The organism is Microbacterium sp. YJN-G, from assembly GCF_015040615.1.
In the GTDB taxonomy this organism is placed as follows: domain Bacteria; phylum Actinomycetota; class Actinomycetes; order Actinomycetales; family Microbacteriaceae; genus Microbacterium.
Window position 1 is genome coordinate 2,677,707 of record NZ_CP060402.1, and the last position, 20,334, is coordinate 2,698,040.

Sequence of the window (20,334 nt, forward strand, 5' to 3'; positions counted from 1 at the left end):
GGGAGGCCGTCAGTCGACGGCCTCCCTCTGCGTGCGGATGAAGTCTCGATCATGCACGGTGAGGTGCTCGTCACGCGGCATCCGGCTTCCGGTGATGTGCTCGACCTCATCGCGCACGATGTCGGGGATCAGATCACCGCCGAGGGCATCCAGCGTGTCCTTCGCGTCGGCCGACAGCTGCGGCCACCAGGTGTGGATCTCGGGATCGGTCATCTCGGACTCCTCTCGCGGAAGACGGGCTTCGATGCTCGCATCTCCGACGCCGGATCTCCAGGGGGCTTGACAGGGAACGCGGATCGGGTCGCTTCACTCGCGGCCCTCGGCGGCTGCCGCTCAGCGGACCGCGACGGCGATACGCGGCGGTGCATCGGCCGCACCCGCCGCCGCGAGCGCGGCATCCAGCTCCCGCAGCGGACGCACGGCGCTGATCGCATCGGCGAACGGATACGCGCGCCCGGGCCCTGCCAGGAACGAGATCGCCGCCGTGAGCGCGGATGCCGTGCAGGGCTGCGCGACTGCGCGCTCCGCCGCCCTGATCACGATGCCCGGTTCGGGCTCCCTGTTCGTGATGACGGTCGCTCCGAAGCGCTCCGCCAGCCTCCGCGGCACCGTGCCCGATTCGAGCAGCTCCACCTCGGCTCCGTGCGCGTGGGCGATCGCCGTCGCGGCGAGTGCGGTCAGCCCGGTTCCACGCACGCGCACGCGGGCGCCCTCGAGGTCGCGGCCGTGTGCGGCCGCCTGCACCGCCGTCCACGCCGCGACGATCGCGCAGGATGCCGGAGCGAGCACCGCGCCGGGAAGACTCTCGGGCACCCGGGCGATCAGCGTGCCCGCGCTCAGCTGCGCATGGCCGCCGAACCCTCCGGTCAGTTCACGGTGCGGCCCGATGCGACTGCCGCCGAACACCGCCGGCGTGCGGCAGGCCTGCGAACGTCCTGATTCGCAGCGGTCGCAGACGCCGCATGCGGTCACCGGTGCCCAGACCACGCGGTCGCCGACCTGCAGCCGGCCGCCGTCGGCGGCATCCGCTCCCCCTGCTCCGATGCCGATCACGCGACCGACGCTCTCGTGGCCGAGCACGACGGGAACGGATGCCGGCCGCAGGCCGCGCGCGATCTGCACGTCGAGCTCGCAGATGGTCGACACCTCGATGACGACGAGCACCTCATGCTCGGCGAGGGCGACCCCGGGAACGGCGATCTCCTCATGCCGATGGCCGGGCCCCAGGAATGCCATGGCGACGGCGGCCGGTCTCAGCACGTGGTCGGTGCGCGGCGCGGGCCCGCGCGACAGCATCGGCGCTGTCGCCAGGGTGGACTCGGCGAGCTTCATGGGGACCTCTCAGAGGGGTGTCGGATGGCATCCGACACAGACTCTGACAGCCCGGGAAGCGGGAAACGCGCTCGACTCGGCAGTGTTCAGCCCGAGTTCACCAAGCATTCGCGAGGGGCCGGGCATTCGCGAGGGGCGGCGTGACGGGGAATTCGTCCGCACACAGAAATGCGATCGCGAGCGTACTGGTAAGAGGCCTAGTAGATCACGCTCGCGATCGCAGCGCTGGGGACGCTATTTCTGGGGATCTCCAGATTAAGATCGCGGCGCGCACTTCAATAGCGTCGAAAGACGAGAGTTGAGATGGACTTTCGTCCAGGTCTGAGCCGTCACGACATCGGCAGCCGGGCGAGCACCTGCCACTGATCGCCCGAGATTCCGGCGCTGAACTCGCCGCTCGCGCCGATCACGCGCTCGGCCATACGGTTCAGTCCGGTGCCGCTGGACGGCAGGTCGCGACGTGGGGTCGTGGGCAGCGGACTGCGGATGCTGAGCTCGGCGGACTCGTCGTCGAGGTGCAGCCGGATACCGACCGGACCCGGTCCCGCGTGCTTGAGGATGTTCGTCGCGGATTCCCGGACAATGCGGGCGAAGACGATCTCGGCCACTCGCGGGATCCGCACGTCGAGCGGATCCCCGTCGAGCTCGACGCGGTGGCCGGCGGCTTCGATCTCGGATCTCGCCTCGGCGATGGCGGCATCCAGATCACCGGTCTGCACGCCGCTCGCACGGGGCCCGTCGTCGGCGAGCTCGATCACGAAGCGCAGATCGGCCATCGCCTTGCGGGCGGCGACGCGGATGGCCTCCTGGGACTCCGGCATCACGGCCGGGTCGTCCAGCATCTGGACGTGCAGCGCCACCACCGTGAGGTGATGGGCGATGCTGTCATGCAGCTCTCCGGCGATCCAGCGTCGCTCGGCGAGCACGGCCTGACGCTCCTGTTCGGCGCTGTCGGCGAGCCGCTTCTCGAGGATCTGCCCGCGCTCGGAGGCCAGTCGCAGCGCGAAGCCGATCGCTCCCGCGACGGTGGCGACGATCAGGTAGATGCCGACGTTCACCGGCACCCTGGTGTCGCCGTAGGCGACGACGGCGGTGGCTACCAGGAATCCGCCGGCGTACGACAGCACGAGCGCCATCGATCCGAGCCGCATGACCATGCCTGCGGCCACGGCCGCGGCGAACAGCACCGAGGAGTCGGTGCCGGCGAAGTACGACAGCGCGAAGACGAGTCCCAGCAGGGACGTGGCGACGGCCGGCCACCAGAGGTAGAGGACGAACGTCGCGGTGGAGGCGATGCTGAACAGAGCACCGACCCGGTCGACACCGGGTGTGAAGAACAATCCGAAGAGGTCGAGACCTGAGACAGCGACCAGGAACGCGAGCATGACGACGCGTTCGAGGGTGTTGAGGTGCTCTCCTCTGCTGAGTCGGAGGATGCCGGGGTCATCCCGGGTCGATAGACCAAACGGCATGACTTCAGTATCTCCTATCCGCCGGATACAATCAGCGAATGGCACCGAAAAGGCGTGCGAGCTGCTCCCAGAAGGACATGTGATTCACCTCCGCGATTACGTCATTTGTCCAGGTACGTATTGATCATTTCGGTTACGCACCTGAATCACATCTGACTGATGGCCAAACCTTGCTAGACGAAGGTCTAGACCCGTGGCGGGTGGGTGTTGCCCCTCCAGTAGGCTTCCCTCATGCCGGAGATCAGCGTTCTCATCGTCGATGACGACCCCCTGGTGCGCTCCGCTCTCGCGCATTTCGTCTCGCGCGACCCCGAGGTCGAGGTGGTCGGCCAGGCCGAGAACGGCCTCGAGGCGATCGCGTTCCTCGAGAGCCACCGCCCGGACGTCGTCATGATGGACGTCCAGATGCCCGAGATGAACGGCATCGAGGCGACGGCGGCCATCATCGAGCGCTGGCCCGACATCCGCATCCTCGCCGTCACCACGCTCGACGGCAGCGACACCGTGCTCCCCATGCTCAGCGCGGGCGCCTCGGGCTACCTGCTCAAGGACTCCAGCGCCGACAGCATCCTCGCCGGCGTCCGTGAGGTGCACAGCGGCGCGAGTTCGCTGTCGCCGCGCATCGCCTCGCTGCTGGTCAAGCACGTGCGCAGCAGCGGCCCCACCGGATCCGCCGCCGAGCTCGAGCCGCTCACCGAGCGCGAGGCAGAGGTGTTAGACCGCCTGTCGCAGGGCATGTCGAACGCCGAGATCGCACAGTCGCTCATCGTCTCGGAGGGCACCGTGAAGGCCCACCTCGGCCGGATCATGTCGAAATGGCACGTGCGCGACCGCGTGCAGATCCTCGTGGCGGCAGCGCACGCTGGCCTCGTCGAATTCCGCTGAGGTCGCGGCGCCCTCGGCGTCGTGTGGCGCGCGACTAGCATCGAAGGCATGCCCACCCGTTCCGCCGCCCTCACGCACGCCTCCGACCTCGCCGACTTCGTCGCCGCCTCACCGTCGAGCTACCACGCCGCCGAAGAGGTCGCCCGGCGACTGCAGGAGGCCGGATTCACGCGGCTGGACGAGACCGATGCCTGGCCGGCACAGCCCGGCGGGCGCTTCGTGGTCGTGCGCGACGGTGCGGCGATCGCCTGGGCTGTGCCCGCGGATGCCGCGGCGACCACGCCCGTGCATGTGCTCGGCGCACACACCGACTCCCCCGGCTTCAAGCTGAAGCCCAAGCCGACGATCGGCTCCCGCGGCTGGCTGCAGGCGGCCGTCGAGGTGTACGGCGGCCCGCTGCTGAACTCGTGGCTCGACCGCGAGCTGCGCCTCGCCGGCCGGCTGGCGCTGGCCGACGGACGCGTGCTGCTCGCCGCCACGGGTGCGCTGCTGCGCCTGCCGCAGCTGGCGATCCACCTCGACCGCCAGGTGAACGAGGCGCTGACCCTCGACCGGCAGACCGGTACCCAGCCGGTCTGGGGTCTGGGTGAGCCGGAGTCCGCCGACCTGCTCGGCGAGCTCGCCACGGCAGCCGGTGTCGACGCCGCCGAGATCCGCGGTTTCGACGTGGTGGTGGCGGATGCCGCGCGCGGCGCCGTGTTCGGCAAGGACGACGCCTTCTTCGCCTCCGGCCGCCTGGACGACCTCGCCTCGGTGCATGCCGGTGTCGTCGCCCTCATCGAGGCCGCGGGCGGCTCGTCGGCGAGGTCGCCGAGCTCGTCGGCGTGCATCCCGATGCTGGCAGCCTTCGACCACGAGGAGCTCGGCTCGGAGTCGCGCTCCGGCGCCGCCGGCCCGTTCCTCGAGGACGTGCTGGCCCGGGTCTACGCCTCACTGGGCGCCGACGACTCCGAGCGACGCCGCGCGTTCGCGGCATCCTGGCATCTCTCCAGTGACGTCGGTCACTCGGTGCACCCGAACTTCGCCCACAAGCACGACCCCGTGGTCCAGCCGGTGCTCGGCTCGGGTCCGATCCTGAAGATCAACGCCAATCAGCGCTACGCGACGGATGCCGTCGGCGCTGCCACCTGGGCGGCGTGGTGCGAGCAGGCGGGCGTCTCGTCGCAGGAGTTCGTGTCGAACAACGCCGTGCCCTGCGGTTCGACGATCGGGCCGATCACGGCCACTCGTCTGGGCATCCGCACGGTCGACGTCGGCATCCCGATCCTGTCGATGCACTCGGCGCGCGAGCTCGCCGGGGTCAGCGATCTGTACGACCTCTCGCGCGTGGCGCGCGCCTTCTTCGCCGGCTGACGTCGCGGGTCGCCCGGGGCGAGCCGGTGGCCGCGCTCAGGCCGCGAGGCGCACGCGCGACGCGAGCAGGGCGACGCGATGCGCGATCTCGTCGAACGCCGCCTCGAAGGCGGCATCCGTCCCCTCGCGCACCGGGTCGGGGATCGACCAGTGCAGCGCCTCGGCGGGGTACTCCTCGTGCGCACGGTCGCAGACCGTGATGATCAGGTCTCCCTCTGTGGCGCCCAGCGCCGCGGGCACCGCGGCGCCCAGGTCGAGCCCATGCCTGGCGGCGACGGCCACGGCGCCGGCCGCGACCCGGTCGGCCGGGTGGGTGCCGGCGCTGCGGGCCGGCACGGGGCTGGCGCGGTGCCAGAGCGCCTGCGCGAGCTGGGAGCGCGCGGAGTTCGCGGTGCAGACGAAGAGCACACCGGATGCCGTGAGCGCGGGACTCGGTCCGAGCCCCGCCAGCGCCTCGGGATCCAGGCGCACGTATGAGCGGCGGCCGTCGCCCTCGGAACGGATGCGGCTGACGATGCCCTCGCGCTCGAGCACGTTCAGGTGGTGCGCCAGCAGGTTGGAGCCGATCGCGAGGTGCTCGCGCAGCTCGGTCGGCGAGCGGTCGCCGAGCGAGAGCAGATCGACCATCCGCAGGCGGGCGGGGTCGCCCAGCGCCGCGTGACGTCGTGCTCGCGCGTCCAGATCATTTTCCTCAGCGTTCATTGCCTCAATCTTGACTGAGGCATATCCGATGCGTCAAGATGTTCCGGTCATGACTCGTCTCGCACTGCTCCGCCGCGCGGGCGCCGAACTGCTCGGCACCGGCGCCCTGGTCGCCATCGTCGTGGGCTCGGGCATCGCCGCCGAGCGACTCAGCACCGACCCCGGGCTGCGGCTGCTCGAGAACTCCCTCGCCACCGCACTCGGCCTCGCGGCGCTGATCGTGCTGCTCGGGCCGGTCTCGGGGGCGCACTTCAACCCCGTCGTCTCGATCGCGGATGCCGTGCTCGGCCGGCGCCGCGCGACCGGGCTGACATCGGCGGCGACAGCTGCGTACATCGTCGCCCAGCTGCTCGGCGGCATCTGCGGCGCCGTGCTCGCGAACGCCATGTTCCAGGTGCCCACCTCGATCTCCGTGACCGAGCGGGCGAACGCGGGGACGCTGCTGGGCGAGGTCGTCGCCACCGCGGGGCTCGTGCTGCTCATCGCCGGCATGGTGCGCGCCGCGCACGGCATCCCCGCCATCGCCATGGCGGTCGGCGCGTATATCGGCGCGGCGTACTGGTTCACCAGCTCGACCGCGTTCGCGAATCCCGCCGTCACGGTCGGGCGCATCTTCTCCGACACCTTCGCCGGCATCTCCCCCGGCTCGGCGCTCCCCTTCCTGGGGGCGCAGCTCGTCGGCGCCGCACTCGGGATGCTGCTGACGGTGGCCCTGTTCCCGGCATCCGCATCCGTCCTGCCGCCCTCAACCGCATCCGACGCGGGATCCGCCGCCGCGATCCAGCCCACCCGAGAGGAAACGCCATGACCGAGACCCCCACCGTGCTGTTCGTCTGCGTGCACAACGCCGGCCGCTCGCAGATGGCCGCCGGATTCCTGCAGCACCTCGCCGGCGACCGCGTGGACGTCCGCTCCGCGGGATCCGAGCCGAAGGATGCGATCAACCCCGTGGCCGTCGAGGTCATGCGCGAAGCGGGCGTCGACATCACCTCGGGCACCCCGAAGCTGCTGACCGTCGACGCCGTCAAGCAGGCCGACGTGGTCATCACGATGGGCTGCGGAGACGCCTGCCCGATCTTCCCCGGCAAGCGGTACGAGGACTGGGAGCTCGACGATCCTGCCGGTCAGGGTCTCACCGAGGTGCGCCCGATCCGCGACGAGATCCGGTCGCGCGTCGAAGAGCTCATCCGCGAACTCGGAGTCTGACAGCCCTCGTCGCGGAGCTGCCCGGCCGCCGGGACACGCACGACCTCCTCGCGCGGACGCGCCGCCGGTGCCAGGATGAGCACGAACCCGACATTCGGAGGCATCATGTCCACGACATCACCGGCTCCGGCGCCCGGCCTGATCGAGCGCACCGGCATCGAGATCATCCCCGAGTCCGAGCGCACGGCCCGGCCGCGCGACCTGTTCTGGCCGTGGTTCGCGGCCAACGTCTCGGTCTTCGGCATGAGCTACGGCTCGTTCGTGCTCGACTTCGGCATCTCGTTCTGGCAGGCGACGCTGGTGTCGGTCATCGGCATCGTCGTCTCGTTCCTGCTGTGCGGGCTCATCGCCATCGCAGGCAAGCGCGGGTCGACCCCGACGATGGTGCTCTCGCGGGCGGCGTTCGGCGTGCACGGGCAGAAGGTGCCCGGCATCGTGTCGTGGCTCACCTCGATCGGCTGGGAGACGTTCCTCGCGATCATGGCCGTGCTCGCCACGGCCACCGTGATCACGCAACTCGGCGGTGACGGCGACAGCGTCATGCTGAAGATCATCGCGACGATCATCGTGGCGGCGCTCATCGTCACCGCGTCGGTGCTCGGGTACCACACGATCATGAAGCTGCAGTCGGTGCTCACCTGGATCACCGGTGTCGTGACGATCCTCTACATCATCCTCGCCGCGGGCAGCATCGACATGGCGGCCGTGCTCGCGCAGCCCGACGGCGGCGTCGCTCAGGTGATCGGCGCACTGGTGATGGTGATGACCGGGTTCGGCCTCGGCTGGATCAACATCGCCGCCGACTGGTCGCGGTACCAGAAGCGCACAGCCTCGGACGGTGCGATCGTGTTCTGGAACACCTTCGGCGGGGCGATCGCCCCGGCGATCCTCGTCGTGTTCGGTCTGCTGCTGGCCGGCTCGGATGCCGATCTGCGGGCCGCCGTCGCCCTCGACCCGATCGGCGCGCTCGCCACCCTGCTGCCGGTGTGGGTGCTCGTGCCCTTCCTGCTCACCGCCGTGCTCGCCCTCGTGTCGGGCGCGGTGCTGGGCATCTACTCGTCCGGGCTGACGCTGCTGAGCCTCGGCATCCGCATCCCACGCCCGGCCGCCGCCGGAATCGACGGCGTGATCCTCACCCTCGGGACCATCTGGGTCGTGTTCTTCGCGGCCGACTTCCTCGGTCCGTTCCAGTCGTTCCTCATCACGCTCGGCGTGCCGCTGGCCTCGTGGGCGGGCATCCTCATCGCCGACATCCTGCGCCGCCGGCGGGACTACGACGAGGCCGCCCTGTTCGACGCGCGCGGCCGCTACGGCGCCTGGGACTGGACCTCGATCCTCACCATGGTGATCGCCTCGGCCATCGGCTGGGGTTTCGTGATCAACCTGTTCGCGGATGACGCACCCTGGAACAATTGGCAGGGCTACCTGCTCGGGCTGCTCGGCGGCAAGGACGGCGAGTGGGCCTACGCGAACCTGGGCGTCTTCTTCGCCCTGGTGCTGTCGTTCCTGGTGACCTGGTTCGCCCGGGCCGGGAAGATTTGGCGGCAGGAGCAGGCATGACCGGCACCGATGGCTGGCTGGTCGTCATCGACCCGCAGAACATCTTCGCCTCGCCGGAGTCGCCGTGGGGATCGCCGTTCTTCGCCGACGCGATGAGGAACATCCGGCTGCTCGCGGCGGCGCACGCCGACCGGGTGCTCGTCACGCGCTGGATGCCGACCGCCGACCGGTCGACATCGTGGGGCGACTACTTCGAGGCGTGGCCGTTCGCCGATCAGCCGGCATCCGATCCGCTCTTCGAGCTGGTGCCGAGTGCCGAAGGGCTGTCGCCGCATCCGACCCTCGATCTGCCGACCTTCGGCAAGTGGGGTGCACGGCTCGAGACGATCGTGGGCCGCGGGACGCCTGTCGTGCTGGCCGGGGTGTCGACCGACTGCTGCGTGCTGTCGACGGCGCTCGCGGGCGCGGATGCCGGTGGCCGGCTGACGATCGCGACCGACGCGTGCGCCGGCTCGACCGCCGAGAACCACGCCGCCGCGCTGCACGTGCTCGGGCTGTATCCGCCCCAGATCACCCTCGCCACCACCGCCGACATCATCACCCCCGCCTGACCCGCTGTGCGGAGTGGGATGCTTCGACAGGCTCAGCAACCCACTCCACCGGCTGGGTCCCTGAGGCTCTCGAAGGGCCCCGGCAGCAAGTCGCATTTCACCATTGTGACGGTCGCCACGAAAGTGATATCGTCCGGAACATGAGCACGGAAGCGAACGAGCGCGCACTCGAGGACGGCATCGTCACGGATCTGAAGGATCGGATGACGTACGGCTCGTACCTCGATCTCGACAGGCTGCTCGGTGCACAGCATCCGGTCTCGCAGCCCGAGCACCACGACGAGATGCTGTTCATCATCCAGCACCAGACCACCGAGCTGTGGCTCAAGCTCGTGCTGCACGAACTGGGCACCGCGCGCGACCGTCTCGCCGAGGACGACCTGCGCGCCGCGCTCAAGCACATCGCGCGCGTCAAGCACATCCAGGAGGTGCTCACCCAGCAGTGGTCGGTGCTGGCGACCCTCACCCCCACGGAGTACGCGGAGTTCCGCGGCGACCTGGGCAGTTCCTCCGGCTTCCAGTCGGCGCAGTACCGCTGCGTCGAGTTCGCGCTCGGCAACAAGAACGAGCGGATGCTGAGTGTGTTCCGCGACCATCCGGAGAACCTCGCTCTGCTCACCGCCGAGTGGGAGCGGCCGACGCTGTACGACGAGTTCCTGCGCTACGTCGCCCGCCGCGGGCTCGACGTGCCGCGCGACATCCTCGAGCGCGACGTGCGCCAGCCGTACCGCGAGCACCCAGGACTGGTCGATGCGATCCGCGAGATCTACGAGCACCCGCACGAGTACTGGGATCTGTACGAGGCCTGCGAGGAGCTCGTCGACGTGGAGGACAACTTCCAGTTCTGGCGCTTCCGGCACCTGCGTACTGTGACGCGCACCATCGGTTGGAAGACCGGCACCGGCGGTTCGAGCGGCGTGGACTTCCTGCGTCGCGCGCTGGATCTCACCTTCTTCCCGGAGCTGTACAGCGTCCGCACCGAAATCGGCCGATGACGGGGATCGGCCGATGACGAGGGTGCGTTTCTTCGACGGCGAGGCGGTGCGCGAGGGTGCGCTCGTGGTCGCCGACGGCACCGTGCGCCTGCTCGACCGGCCCGCAACGTCGGATACTCCCCTGCTCGACGGGCTGGTCACCGGCCGCTTCACCGATCACCATGTGCACCTTCAGCTGGTCGATCACACCCTGCTTCCGGCATCCCGGCTGGGCCGGGTGATCGATCTAGGGGCGACCCTCGAGTGGATCCGCGCCGCGCCCTCGCGGATGGAAACCGCCGGTGACACGGCATCCGCACCTACCGAATCCATCCGCGCCGCGCCCCCGCGGATGGAGAACGCCGGTGAAACGGCATCCACACCCGCGGAATCCATCCGCGGACTGACCGGCACCGCACAGAGGATGCCGATCATCGAGTACGCGGGTCCGTTCCTCACCGCGCCGGGCGGCTATCCCGCCGATCGCGCGTGGGCGCCCGACGGGTCGGTGCGCGAGGTGGCCGACGAACGGGCGGCACGCGCCGTCGTCGCTGAACTCGCCGCCGCCGGCGTCTCGACGATCAAGATCGTGGCCAACTCCGACGCCGGGCCGGTGCTCTCCGACGAACTGGTGCGCTCGCTCGTGCGCCTGGCAGCCGAGCACGGCGTCGGGCTCGTGGGCCACGCGGAGGGCGCCGGTCAGGCCCAGCGTCTGGCACGGCTCGGCGTGCCCCGGCTAGCTCACGCTCCGTTCAGCGAGCGTCTCAGCAATGACGAGATCTCCGCGCAGGCGGCATCCGTCGAGTGGATCTCGACGCTCGCGATCCACGAGGGCGAGCAGCGCGCGATCGCCGTCGACAACGTCCGCCGCTTCGTGGCCGCCGGCGGCACGGTGCTCTACGGCACCGATATGGGGAACGGCGACACCCCCGTCGACCTGCGCGAGGACGAGATCGCCGCGCTGCGCGGGACCGGCTTCGACGGCATCCGGCTGCTGCATGCCCTCGCCCCGCTGTCACCGCTCGACGCCGACGCTCCCCTGCTGTTCCTGCCCGCCGGCGACCCTGCCCGCGCGCGGCCGCTCATCCCCGCCGATCTGGAGGCCTGACATGACCGAATCCCTCGAAGACGAGCACCGCCGCGTCGCCGGGATCAGCGCACCCGACCTGCTCAGCGAGGCACGACGACTGGACGCCGCCGACCCGCTCGCGCACCACCTGGCCGCCTTCGCAGATGCTCCCGGTGTCAGCGCCTACCTCGACGGCAACTCGCTCGGCCGCCCGCTGCGCGACCTGCCCGAGAAGGTCAGCGCGTTCATCCGAGACGACTGGGGCACCCGGTTGATCCGCTCGTGGGACGAGCGGTGGATGGCACTGCCGATGACCGTCGGCGACCGGATCGCCGAGGTGACACTGGGCGCCGCCGCCGGGCAGACCGTCGTCGCCGACTCCACCAGCGTGCTGCTGTACAAGCTCATGCGCGCGGCCGTCGCCGCCCGCCCCGGCCGCGACGAGATCGTCATCGAGGCCGGCAACTTCCCCACCGACCGCTTCATCGCGGCCGGCGTGGCGCAGGAGGCGGGTGCCACCCTGCGCTGGGTCGAGCCGGATGCCGTCATGGGCGTGACCGCCGAGGACATCGCCGCCGTGGTCTCGGAGCGCACCGCCCTGGTCGCGCTCAGCCATGTCGACTACCGCTCGGGGGCGCTTGCCGACATGCCCTCGATCACCCGCGCCGCCCACGATGCCGGCGCACTGATGCTGTGGGATCTGTGCCACTCGGCCGGTGCCGTGCCGATGAAGCTCGACGAGTGGGGCGTCGACCTCGCGGTCGGCTGCACCTACAAGTACCTGGGCGGCGGGCCCGGTTCGCCCGCCTTCGCCTACCTGCGCACCGAGCACCACGGCGTGATCACCCAGCCGATCCACGGCTGGTTCGGCGCGGCCGACATCTTCGCGATGGGGCCGGAGTACGCGCCGGCCGACGGCATCCGCCAGCTGCTCAGCGGCACGCCACCGGTGCTGTCGATGCTGCCGATGCAGGGGATGCTGGACCTGATCGCCGCCGAGGGGATCACGGCCGTGCGCGCCAAGTCGATCTCGCTGACCGACTTCGCGGTGCGCGCCTATGACGAACTGCTCGCCCCGCTGGGCGTGCGGCTGCTGAGCCCGCGCGAATCCTCGCGGCGCGGTGGTCACATCACGATCGGGCACGATTCGTTCCAGGAGGTCACGAAGCGGCTCTGGTCGGAGGGCGTCATCCCCGACTTCCGCTTCCCCGACGGCATCCGCCTGGGTCTCTCGCCGCTGAGCACCTCGCACGAGGAGACCCTGCGCGGCATCCTCGCCGTCCGCGACGCCCTCGCATGACCCCGTCCCCAACACCGCCGAAACCCCTCATGACTGCCCAGACCCCTCATGATTCGCGCAATTCACGAGGGGTTTCGGCGACCAGGAGGGGTTTCGGCGAAAGAGAAGAGGCGGCGGTGCTCGATGACATCGAGGCGCGGCCGGGGAGCACGACGTCGCTGCTGCGCACGGTGGTCGGGCTGTACCTTCGCCGGCTGGACGGCGAGATCTCGCCGGCCGCGCTGGTACGGCTCGCCGGCGACCTCGGCATCCCGGCCGACCGCGCACGCACCGCGATCACGCGACTCAAGCAGCGCGGCCTGCTGACCGCCGCCGACGGCGGCCGACTCGCGCTGAACCCCGCCGCGATCCCGATGCTCGACCGCGGCGACCGCCGCATCTTCCAGGTGCACACGATGCGGCCCGGCGACCCGTGGACGCTCGTCTCGATCACGGTGCCCGAGCCGCTGCGGGCACTGCGGCATCAGCTGCGGCGCCGGATGCCGTTCCTCGGCGCCGGTGCGGTCGCCGCCGGGCTGTGGATCGCGCCCGGCCACCTCGAACACGAGATCGACGAACTGCTCACCGGCCTCGGCGCGCGCCCGTACGCCACCCTGTTCCGCACCGCCGATCCCACGCCGGCCGTGCCTCTGCCGCAGGCCGCGCGGTCGTGGTGGGACCTGGATGCGCTGCGCGCCGAGCACGAGCGCTTCCAGGCCTCGGTCGCAGACCTCGATCCGTCGGCACCGTTCGACGCCTACGTGCGGATGATCGACAGCTGGCGTGTGCTGCCGTACCTCGACCCCGGACTGCCCGCCGGGCTGTTGCCCGCGGACTGGCCGGGCGCGCGGAGCGCCGGCCTGCTGGCCGATCTCTCCGCGTGCCTGAGCGAACCGGCGTGGCGGCACGTCCGCGACACCGCGGGCTGACCGCCGCCCTGCCGGTTCAGTCGCCGTACCGGATCAGCTCGAGTAGGCGTCGGCGCATCCGTGGCTGATCACCAGCTGCGGGTTGCCGTCCATCTGGTCGGACCAGGCCGACACCGTGCCCATCAGCATGTCGAGGTTGTAGTACCCGCTGACGTACTTGAACGTTCCGTTGCCGGACTGCGACATCAGCGCGGTGCCCCAGGGCCCCGTGATCGTCGCGGTGGTGCCCTTCGTGGCGGTGAACACCCAGAGCAGGTAGCCCTCGCCGTCCGTGCCGCACTCCTCGGTCTCCAGCGCCGGACCGCTGCCGGTTGCCACGGTGCCCTGACCGGAGTACGTGACCGAGACATCGGCGAGTGCTGCGCTGCTTCCGCCCAAGGCGGCTCCGAGTGCGAGCGCGCAGACAGCAGCGATCTTCCCCATGCGTGACATGATTTCCCCTTTGAATACCGGTGTTGAGAATCGGCTCCCACAGCCGCACCGGTAGCCGGATCATAGCGCGCTCCACCGCCCGTGCACACCCCCATCTTCGGCCGAGCCGGCCGCCTCCGTGCTCAGCCCAGCTCGCGCACGAACGCCGTCACGTGCTCGCGCAGGCGCAGCATCCGCAGTTCCCGGGCGAGCTCGCGATCGTACCCCTCGTACGCCAGCGGAGGGAGCCTTCGCACGTTGTCGGAGCACCCGAAGTTCTCGCAGATCAGCGTGCCGATCGTGCCGCCGCTGCGGCCGGCGGCACCCGCCTTGCGGGCCGAGAAGAACTGCACGTCGTTGCGCAGGGTGATGTCATCGCACCACGAGCACTGCGCCCTCGCGCGGGTGCGCTGCTCGGTGCGCTGCAGCAGGATGCCGACAGGCTCGTCGTCGACCTCGGCGACGACATATGCCCGGCGGGGCATCTTCGGGTCGAACCAGCCGAGGTAGTCGAGCCGGTCGAAGTCGATCTCGGCGAAGCCGTCGGGAAGGGTGAGCGAGGAGACCTCTTTGCGGGAGGCGTTGCGGAAGGATGCGCGGATGGCGCGCTCGTCGAAGGGACGCATGAGTGTGCTTTCTGTTCGGAACCGCCGGTCACGGCGGGAGTGCGATGGAGAGGTCCGGCGCGGCCGCAGAGGCGGATGCCGGTGTGCGGCGATTCTCCGGAGACGGGGGTTCCGCCGCCGGATCGCACTCAGCCTCTGCCGTCGGCGCGGGAAGCGCCGACGATCACCCCCTGCGCCCCACGGGCGCGCTCGGCAGACACCGGAATCGAGAACAGCACGTCGCCCAGTGTACGTGGCGCCCCGGGACTACTCTGTGTCCCAGAGGGAAGGGGCTCCCATGGCACAGACGCCAGGAGCGGGGATGCCGCTGCGCGACCACCGCATCCACCGATACGTGAACGCGTTCTGCCCGCGGTGCCACGAGGAGAAGCCCGATCAGCCGCTCAGCGAGGTCCGCCGGCTCTCGGGATGGCTCGCCGATCGTGACGGCACCGTGTGGCTGGAGCGCGGATGCCCCGAGCACGGCATGATCTCGACGATGTACGACGAGGATGCCGACATCCTGCGCTATCTCGAGCAGTGGACCGCCCCGACAAAGGTGCACACCCCCGACACGATGGGCAACTTCAAGCCGGTGCCGCAGGCCTACGAGGACGGCCTGCCCGAGATGCAGACGCAGCACACCTGCATCCTGCTCGAGGACGTCACCGACCACTGCAACCTGCGCTGCCCGACCTGCTTCGCCGAGTCCGGCCCCGCAGCCTCGGCGGTGGCGCCGCTGGCCGAGGTGCTCGCCTCGGTCGATGCGAAGCTGTCGCGCGAGAACGACCGCATCGACGTGCTGATGCTCTCGGGCGGCGAGCCGACCCTGTACCCGTGGCTCGAGCAGCTCATCGAGCACCTCGTGACCCGGCCGATCGTGCGGGTCCTGCTCAACTCGAACGGCCTGCGCATCGCCAACGACGACGAGTTCGTCGCGTTCCTGCGCAAGCACCGCGAGCGCGTGGAGGTGTACCTGCAGTACGACGGCGAGGAGGCGGCATCCGTCGCCTTCCATCGCGGCGCCGACATCCGCCGTTTCAAGGAGCGGGCGCTGGAGCGGCTCTCGGATGCCGGGGTGTTCACCACGCTCACGATGACCGCCGCGCTCGGCGTGAACGACCACGAGATCGGGGCGGTCATCCGCCGCGCACAGGCCACGCCGTATGTGGGCGGGGTGACGATCCAGCCCGTGTTCGGCTCGGGCCGCAACTCGGGCATCGATCCGAATGAGCGGCTCACGCACACGGGCGTGCTCGCCCGGCTGGGACCGCAGACCGACGGTGACATCACCTGGCGCGACCTCACCGCGCTGCCCTGCTCGCACCCGCACTGCTGCTCGGTCGGCTACTTCCTCAAGGACGACGCCGGCGACTGGAAGTCGCTGGTCGCGCTGATCGGGCACGAGCGACTGAAGGAGTTCCTCGACCTCAACCCCGATCTGATCGCCAACCGCATCGCCGACTCGAACGTGAACAAGGCGATCCGCGACGTCGTGAAGAACTCGCTGCTCGACCTGCTCAGCGAGCAGTCGTCGCTCTCGCACCCGTCGATGGGCGACATCTGGCGCGACATCTGCGTCAACTGCGATCTCGGGGTCGGCACCCTGGCGACTCTGGCGGCGTCGCGGCTGCCGGGTCAGCACAAGCGGATGCGGGCGATGCTCGCCGACCGGGTGCTGCGCATCACCGTGAAGCCGTTCATGGACATCAACACGATGATCGAGGAGCGCCTCACGCAGTGCTGCGTGCACGTCGCCACGGTCAACGAGCAGACCCGCGCGCATCAGTGCGCCCCGTTCTGCGCGCTGCAGGCGTGGGCGCCGCTCAGCCGCACCCGCATCTCTACGGCGACCGGCCGCACGCAGTTGCAGGTGGTGACGTCATGACCGGCCACGGACTCAACCAGCACGACGCGACGGTGGGCGATCCCGCGCCGCCGTTCGACCCGCTGCGGTTGTGCGTGTTCACCACCGTCGCACTGATCGCGTGCATCCTCGGCCCGGTCGCGGTGCTGGCATTCGCGCTGGTCGCGATCGCCGGGTACGCGCGGGCGCGACGCGGCGGCCTGCTGCGCTCGCGCTGCAAGCTCGGCGATACCCGGCTCGTGCTGGCGTATCTGAGCGTGATCGCGGTCGCCGCGGCCGTCGGCATCCCGTTCTGGGTGATGCTCTGGGTTCGGATGCTGGCGGGCTGAGCCGTGTTCCCCACGCTGAGCGATCTGGTGCCGTGGCTTCCCGCGGTCGACACGCACTCGGTGTTCGTGGCGCTGGGGCTCGCCGCCGCCGGCATCGTCTTCCTGATCGAGATGCGCCGCCGCGGCGTGAGCGACCCACGCATCGCCTACCTCGTGCTGGGCGCACTCATCGGGGCGGCCGTGTTCTCGAGACTGGGCACGTGGGCGCAGCATCTCGACCCGGCGCAGAATCTCAGCCTGATCGAGCAGCTCAGCCGCGGCAACGCCTCGATGCTCTCGGCGCTGGTCGGCGCGTGGCTGGGGGTGCACGTCGCGAAGCGGCTCTGCCGCTACCCCGGACGCAGCGGGGACCTGTTCGCTCCGGCGGTCGCCCTGGCGATGGCGATCGGACGGATCGGATGCCTGCTCACCGAGCAGCCCGGCACGCCGACCGGCAGCGCGTGGGGGATCGTGCTCGACGCGGATGCCGCGGCCCGCACCGGCTCTCCGGCCGGGGTGCCGCTGCATCCGAGCTTCGTGTACGAGATCGCCTTCCACCTTGTCGCGTTCGCGCTGCTGTGGTTCTGGCTGCGGCATCGCCCGATCGCGGCCGGCGAGACGCTCACCCTGTACGTCGCCGCGTACGCGGTGTTCCGCTTCGGTGTCGAGTTCGTCCGCGGCAACGAGGTGGTCTGGCTGGGACTGACCCGGCCGCAGCTGTTCCTGCTGGTGACGGTTCCGCTGCTGGCCGCGAGAATGATCTGGATGCTGCGCACCGGCCGCTTCGGCGCCGGCGGCGCCGCGACGCACGAGAGGAAGGTGCGCGATGAACAGCACGCCTGACGAGCCCCGCCCATCGTTTCCCGAGGAACCGGGAGGGGATGCCGCGCAGGAGCCGGTGGTCCCGCCCGAGCCGGTGGTTCCACCCGAGCCGGTGGTTCCGACCGAGCCGTGGACGGCCCCCGCTCCGCCTCCCGGTGCTGCGTTCCCTCCACCCGGTGCCGGAGCCACGCCTCCCGGCGCACTGCCGCCACAGGGCGGGTATCCGCCGGCGCAGGACCATCCGCGCGGCGTGGGCTACCCGCCGGGCCCGTGGACGCAGCAGCCGCCACCACGACAGGGGCTGAGCTTCGGGGCGAAGATCGGCATCGGCATCGGCATCGGTGTGCTGCTGCACATCCTCGCGATCGGCGTGGTGTTCGCCATCCTCGCCTCCGCCGAGGGCGCCGGCGGACCGCTGGAGATCCTGCTGCCGTTCATCGTGATCGCCGTCGCCACCGTCGTGCTGATGTTCTTCGCGAAGACCCGTCCGTGGGCGACCGGCGTGCTGATCATCGTCGCGGCGATGTGGCTGGTCGTCGTCGGTCCGTGCGTCGCGCTGCTCACCGGGTTCGGCAGCTTCTGAGCGGCTGAAGGGCGGGCGGGTCGTCTGAGCACGGGCCGCCGGCAATGTTGCGCCGCGTGTCGCCGACGGTTGGCGGGGGAACGGTGCGGACGTAGCCTCGGTTCATCCGATCGTGAGGAGAGAACCGTGACCACGCCGCAGACCCGCCTTTCGCCCCTCGAGGTGCGTGAGCGTGCGGCGTGCATGTGCGGTCACGGCTACGCCTGCTCCTCGTTCGCGCCGGGTCACGCGCTGCATCTGATCCAGGCGCGGATGGCGTCGGCGACGCCGCTCGGCTGGGCAGATGCCATCGTCGAGCAGACGGATGCCGCAGCGCGCACGCTGACGCTGCGCACGCTCGACGGCATCCGCGTCACCGTCTGGAACGCCGGCGGCGCCGCGCTCGAGGCGAGCGCGGGCACGCCTGTCGCCCTGCACCGTGACTACGACGTCCTCGCGATCGGCGCTGTGCACTACAACGTCGCGCGCTGACCCGCATCCGCTCGCGCGGTCAGGAAGCCATCTTCATCATCGACTCGCGCATGGCCGTGCACGCATCCATGCAGGCCTTGCACGCCTGAGCGCACATCCGGCTGACGTCGCTGTGCTCGGCGTGCTTCATGCACTCGTCCATGCACATCTGGCACATGGCGATACAGGCGTCGAGCATCGACATCATCACCGCCGGGGTCATGCCCTGCAGCCGCAGCATCGACCGCATCATGGTGCCGCACATGTCGGCGCAGTTCATGCACGCCGGCGCGCAGTCCATCATCTGCGTCGAGCAGACCACGCACGCCTGCTCACAGGCCGCGCAGGCGTCGATGCAGGCCTGCATGACCGCCATGTCCATCATCTCCATGCCCGGCATCTTCATCTCAGCCGACATGGCGTCCATCATCATCGAGTCCATCGCGCACCGCTCCTCGTCCTCGGCTCTCGCCTGCTGCGGGCGGGCAGGTCGACCCGCCTGCTGTCAGGGTACGCCTGAGGCCCTCGGACGTCGATGGCGGAGTAGGGTCGCCCTGTGAACGCGTTCACTCCACTTCAGCGCGGGGTCGTCGTCGTGGCGATCCTCGCCTCGTTCGTGACGTTCCTCGACGGCACCGTGGTGACCGTGGCGCTGCCGGCGATCAGCCGTGAGCTGGGCGGCGGGATCATCACCCAGCAGTGGGTCGTCGACGCCTACCTCATCACACTGAGCGCGCTGATCCTGCTCGCGGGCTCAGTCTCGGACGCTTACGGACGGGTCACGGTGATGCGCATCGGCCTGATCGCCTTCGGTGTGGCATCCGTCGCCGTCGCGCTCGCACCCGACCCGCTCGTGCTCATCATCGCCAGGGCGGCGCAGGGCGCGGCGGGAGCCCTGCTCGTGCCGAGCTCTCTCGCTCTGATCACCGCGACGATGCGCGGCGAGGTGCAGTCCCGCGCGATCGGCGTCTGGACGGCGTTCACGACCGGCGCCCAGCTGGTCGGCCCGCTCATGGGAGGCCTGTTCGTCGACCTGCTGTCGTGGCGTTTCGTGTTCCTGATCAACGTGCTGCCGATCGCCGTGAACCTGATCCTGCTGCAGCGACTGCACTTGCCCGAGCGCGAGCGCCCGACCCGGGTCGACTGGTGGAGCGGCGCGCTGTGCGCACTCGGGCTCGGGGCACTGGTCTTCGCCCTGATCGAGCAGGAGCGGTTCGGCTGGTCATCGCCCGCGATCTGGATGCCGGGGATCATCGGCATCGTCCTGATGGCCGCGTTCCTCGCCCGGCAGCAGCGCTCGCGCGCGCCTCTGCTGCCGCTGTCGATGTTCCGGGTGCGCAACTTCGGCTGGGGGAACCTCGCCACACTGTTCGTCTATGCGGCGCTGTCGCTGAACGGCTTCGTCATCGGCGTCTATCTGCAGCAGGGCCCGGGACTCAGCGCGACCGCGGCGGGCCTGGCGAGCCTGCCGGTGACCATCCTCATGATCGTGCTCAGTTCGCGGGCCGGCGCCTGGGCCGGCCGGTTCGGCCCGCGCCTGTTCATGGCGGCCGGGCCGCTCGTGATGGCCGTCGGCGCCCTGCTGCTGCTCACCGTCGCCGAACGGTTCGACTACTGGTGGCAGGTGCTGCCCGCAATGATCGTGCTGGGCCTGGGCCTGTCGCTCACGGTCGCCCCGCTCACCTCGGCGATCCTCGGCGCGATCGACGAGAGCCGCAGCGGCATCGCCTCGGCCGTGAACAACGCCGTCTCGCGCGTGGCCGGCCTGCTCGTGGTCGCGTTGCTCTCCACGATCGTCGGCGGCGCACTCGACCAGGACGGCTTCCACAACGCCGCGTGGGTCACCGCGGCGCTGTTCGCGCTGGGTGGCGTGGTCTCGTGGATCGGCATCCGGCGCAATCCGGCCGAACCGGATCCCGACGAGACGGATGCCGCGCACGAAACGGCCTGAGCGCGCGGCGAGCCCCTGTCTTCGG

The 20,334-nt window shown here is 70.1% G+C and carries 23 protein-coding genes; 16 read left to right on the forward strand and 7 right to left on the reverse strand.

From position 1 onward, the window contains the following. Nucleotides 1-9: 9 nt before the first annotated feature. The 3 genes from H7694_RS12925 to H7694_RS12935 all read right to left on the reverse strand — a co-directional run bounded on the left by H7694_RS12925 (nt 10) and on the right by H7694_RS12935 (nt 2,804). Nucleotides 10-213, reverse strand: a complete 204-nt coding sequence (locus H7694_RS12925) for a hypothetical protein (protein ID WP_193596884.1) — start codon at nt 211-213, stop codon at nt 10-12. Between the two features lie 120 nt (nt 214-333). Beyond that, nucleotides 334-1,332 (reverse strand): alcohol dehydrogenase catalytic domain-containing protein, encoded by a 999-nt coding sequence (locus tag H7694_RS12930; RefSeq protein ID WP_227468106.1) that lies wholly within the window; start codon nt 1,330-1,332, stop codon nt 334-336. Nucleotides 1,333-1,661: 329 nt separating this feature from the next. Then, nucleotides 1,662-2,804, reverse strand: a complete 1,143-nt coding sequence (locus tag H7694_RS12935) for a sensor histidine kinase (RefSeq protein ID WP_193596885.1) — start codon at nt 2,802-2,804, stop codon at nt 1,662-1,664. Nucleotides 2,805-3,035: 231 nt separating this feature from the next. Between H7694_RS12935 and H7694_RS12940 the strand changes: the two genes are divergently transcribed. After that, nucleotides 3,036-3,689 (forward strand): response regulator, encoded by a 654-nt coding sequence (locus tag H7694_RS12940; RefSeq protein ID WP_193596886.1) that lies wholly within the window; start codon nt 3,036-3,038, stop codon nt 3,687-3,689. Nucleotides 3,690-3,737: 48 nt separating this feature from the next. Then, the gene (locus tag H7694_RS12945) at nt 3,738-5,042 is read left to right on the forward strand and encodes a M18 family aminopeptidase (protein WP_193596887.1); all 1,305 of its coding nucleotides are present in this window, start codon (nt 3,738-3,740) and stop codon (nt 5,040-5,042) included. Nucleotides 5,043-5,078: 36 nt separating this feature from the next. Here H7694_RS12945 and H7694_RS12950 read toward each other — a convergent pair whose 3' ends face one another. Next, nucleotides 5,079-5,744, reverse strand: coding sequence for an ArsR family transcriptional regulator (locus tag H7694_RS12950; protein WP_193596888.1), 666 nt, complete (start codon nt 5,742-5,744; stop codon nt 5,079-5,081). Between the two features lie 49 nt (nt 5,745-5,793). On the opposite strand from H7694_RS12950, the gene H7694_RS12955 reads away from it, so the two are divergent. The 8 genes from H7694_RS12955 to H7694_RS12990 all read left to right on the forward strand — a co-directional run bounded on the left by H7694_RS12955 (nt 5,794) and on the right by H7694_RS12990 (nt 13,312). Next, the gene (locus tag H7694_RS12955; RefSeq protein ID WP_227468107.1) at nt 5,794-6,552 is read left to right on the forward strand and encodes an aquaporin; all 759 of its coding nucleotides are present in this window, start codon (nt 5,794-5,796) and stop codon (nt 6,550-6,552) included. Then, nucleotides 6,549-6,950, forward strand: a complete 402-nt coding sequence (locus H7694_RS12960; protein ID WP_193596890.1) for an arsenate reductase ArsC — start codon at nt 6,549-6,551, stop codon at nt 6,948-6,950. Before H7694_RS12955 ends, H7694_RS12960 begins: the two co-directional genes overlap by 4 nt. Before the next feature lie 105 nt (nt 6,951-7,055). Continuing rightward, on the forward strand, nt 7,056-8,510 hold the full coding sequence (locus tag H7694_RS12965; protein WP_227468108.1) for a purine-cytosine permease family protein: 1,455 nt from the start codon (nt 7,056-7,058) through the stop codon (nt 8,508-8,510). After that, on the forward strand, nt 8,507-9,061 hold the full coding sequence (locus H7694_RS12970; protein WP_193596892.1) for a cysteine hydrolase family protein: 555 nt from the start codon (nt 8,507-8,509) through the stop codon (nt 9,059-9,061). The genes H7694_RS12965 and H7694_RS12970 overlap by 4 nt, the downstream gene beginning before the upstream one ends. Before the next feature lie 140 nt (nt 9,062-9,201). Continuing rightward, nucleotides 9,202-10,056: a tryptophan 2,3-dioxygenase gene (locus H7694_RS12975; protein ID WP_193596893.1), complete on the forward strand. Its 855-nt coding sequence runs from the start codon at nt 9,202-9,204 to the stop codon at nt 10,054-10,056. A 13-nt stretch (nt 10,057-10,069) separates the two neighbouring features. Next, a complete protein-coding gene (locus H7694_RS12980) occupies nt 10,070-11,143 on the forward strand; it encodes a hydrolase (RefSeq protein ID WP_193596894.1) in 1,074 nt (357 codons plus the stop codon). Nucleotide 11,144: 1 nt separating this feature from the next. Then, complete coding sequence (locus H7694_RS12985) at nt 11,145-12,404, forward strand: kynureninase (RefSeq protein WP_193596895.1); 1,260 nt, start codon at nt 11,145-11,147, stop codon at nt 12,402-12,404. A gap of 116 nt (nt 12,405-12,520) precedes the next feature. Continuing rightward, nucleotides 12,521-13,312, forward strand: a complete 792-nt coding sequence (locus tag H7694_RS12990) for a PaaX family transcriptional regulator C-terminal domain-containing protein (RefSeq protein WP_227468109.1) — start codon at nt 12,521-12,523, stop codon at nt 13,310-13,312. Nucleotides 13,313-13,345: 33 nt separating this feature from the next. On the opposite strand, the gene H7694_RS12995 is transcribed toward H7694_RS12990, so the two are convergent. Together H7694_RS12995 and H7694_RS13000 are read right to left on the reverse strand one after the other, a co-directional pair. Beyond that, nucleotides 13,346-13,744, reverse strand: coding sequence for a hypothetical protein (locus tag H7694_RS12995; protein WP_193596897.1), 399 nt, complete (start codon nt 13,742-13,744; stop codon nt 13,346-13,348). Between the two features lie 122 nt (nt 13,745-13,866). Continuing rightward, entirely contained in the window at nt 13,867-14,349 is a 483-nt protein-coding gene (locus H7694_RS13000; protein ID WP_193596898.1) for an FBP domain-containing protein, read from the reverse strand. 277 nt (nt 14,350-14,626) lie between these two features. Between H7694_RS13000 and H7694_RS13005 the strand changes: the two genes are divergently transcribed. From H7694_RS13005 to H7694_RS13025, 5 genes are all read left to right on the forward strand, one after another. Next, entirely contained in the window at nt 14,627-16,216 is a 1,590-nt protein-coding gene (locus H7694_RS13005) for a radical SAM protein (RefSeq protein WP_227468110.1), read from the forward strand. Next, nucleotides 16,213-16,524, forward strand: coding sequence for a hypothetical protein (locus H7694_RS13010; RefSeq protein WP_193596899.1), 312 nt, complete (start codon nt 16,213-16,215; stop codon nt 16,522-16,524). Before H7694_RS13005 ends, H7694_RS13010 begins: the two co-directional genes overlap by 4 nt. Nucleotides 16,525-16,527: 3 nt before the next feature. Next, nucleotides 16,528-17,346 carry a prolipoprotein diacylglyceryl transferase gene (locus H7694_RS13015; protein WP_193596900.1) on the forward strand — a complete coding sequence of 273 codons (819 nt, stop codon included), beginning with the start codon at nt 16,528-16,530 and terminating at the stop codon, nt 17,344-17,346. Continuing rightward, complete coding sequence (locus H7694_RS13020; protein ID WP_193596901.1) at nt 17,330-17,908, forward strand: hypothetical protein; 579 nt, start codon at nt 17,330-17,332, stop codon at nt 17,906-17,908. Before H7694_RS13015 ends, H7694_RS13020 begins: the two co-directional genes overlap by 17 nt. Before the next feature lie 126 nt (nt 17,909-18,034). Beyond that, complete coding sequence (locus tag H7694_RS13025; RefSeq protein ID WP_193596902.1) at nt 18,035-18,379, forward strand: hypothetical protein; 345 nt, start codon at nt 18,035-18,037, stop codon at nt 18,377-18,379. 19 nt (nt 18,380-18,398) lie between these two features. Here H7694_RS13025 and H7694_RS13030 read toward each other — a convergent pair whose 3' ends face one another. After that, nucleotides 18,399-18,800 (reverse strand): hypothetical protein, encoded by a 402-nt coding sequence (locus H7694_RS13030; protein ID WP_193596903.1) that lies wholly within the window; start codon nt 18,798-18,800, stop codon nt 18,399-18,401. A gap of 114 nt (nt 18,801-18,914) precedes the next feature. Between H7694_RS13030 and H7694_RS13035 the strand changes: the two genes are divergently transcribed. Next, nucleotides 18,915-20,309, forward strand: coding sequence for an MFS transporter (locus H7694_RS13035; RefSeq protein ID WP_193596904.1), 1,395 nt, complete (start codon nt 18,915-18,917; stop codon nt 20,307-20,309). Nucleotides 20,310-20,334 lie beyond the last annotated feature (25 nt).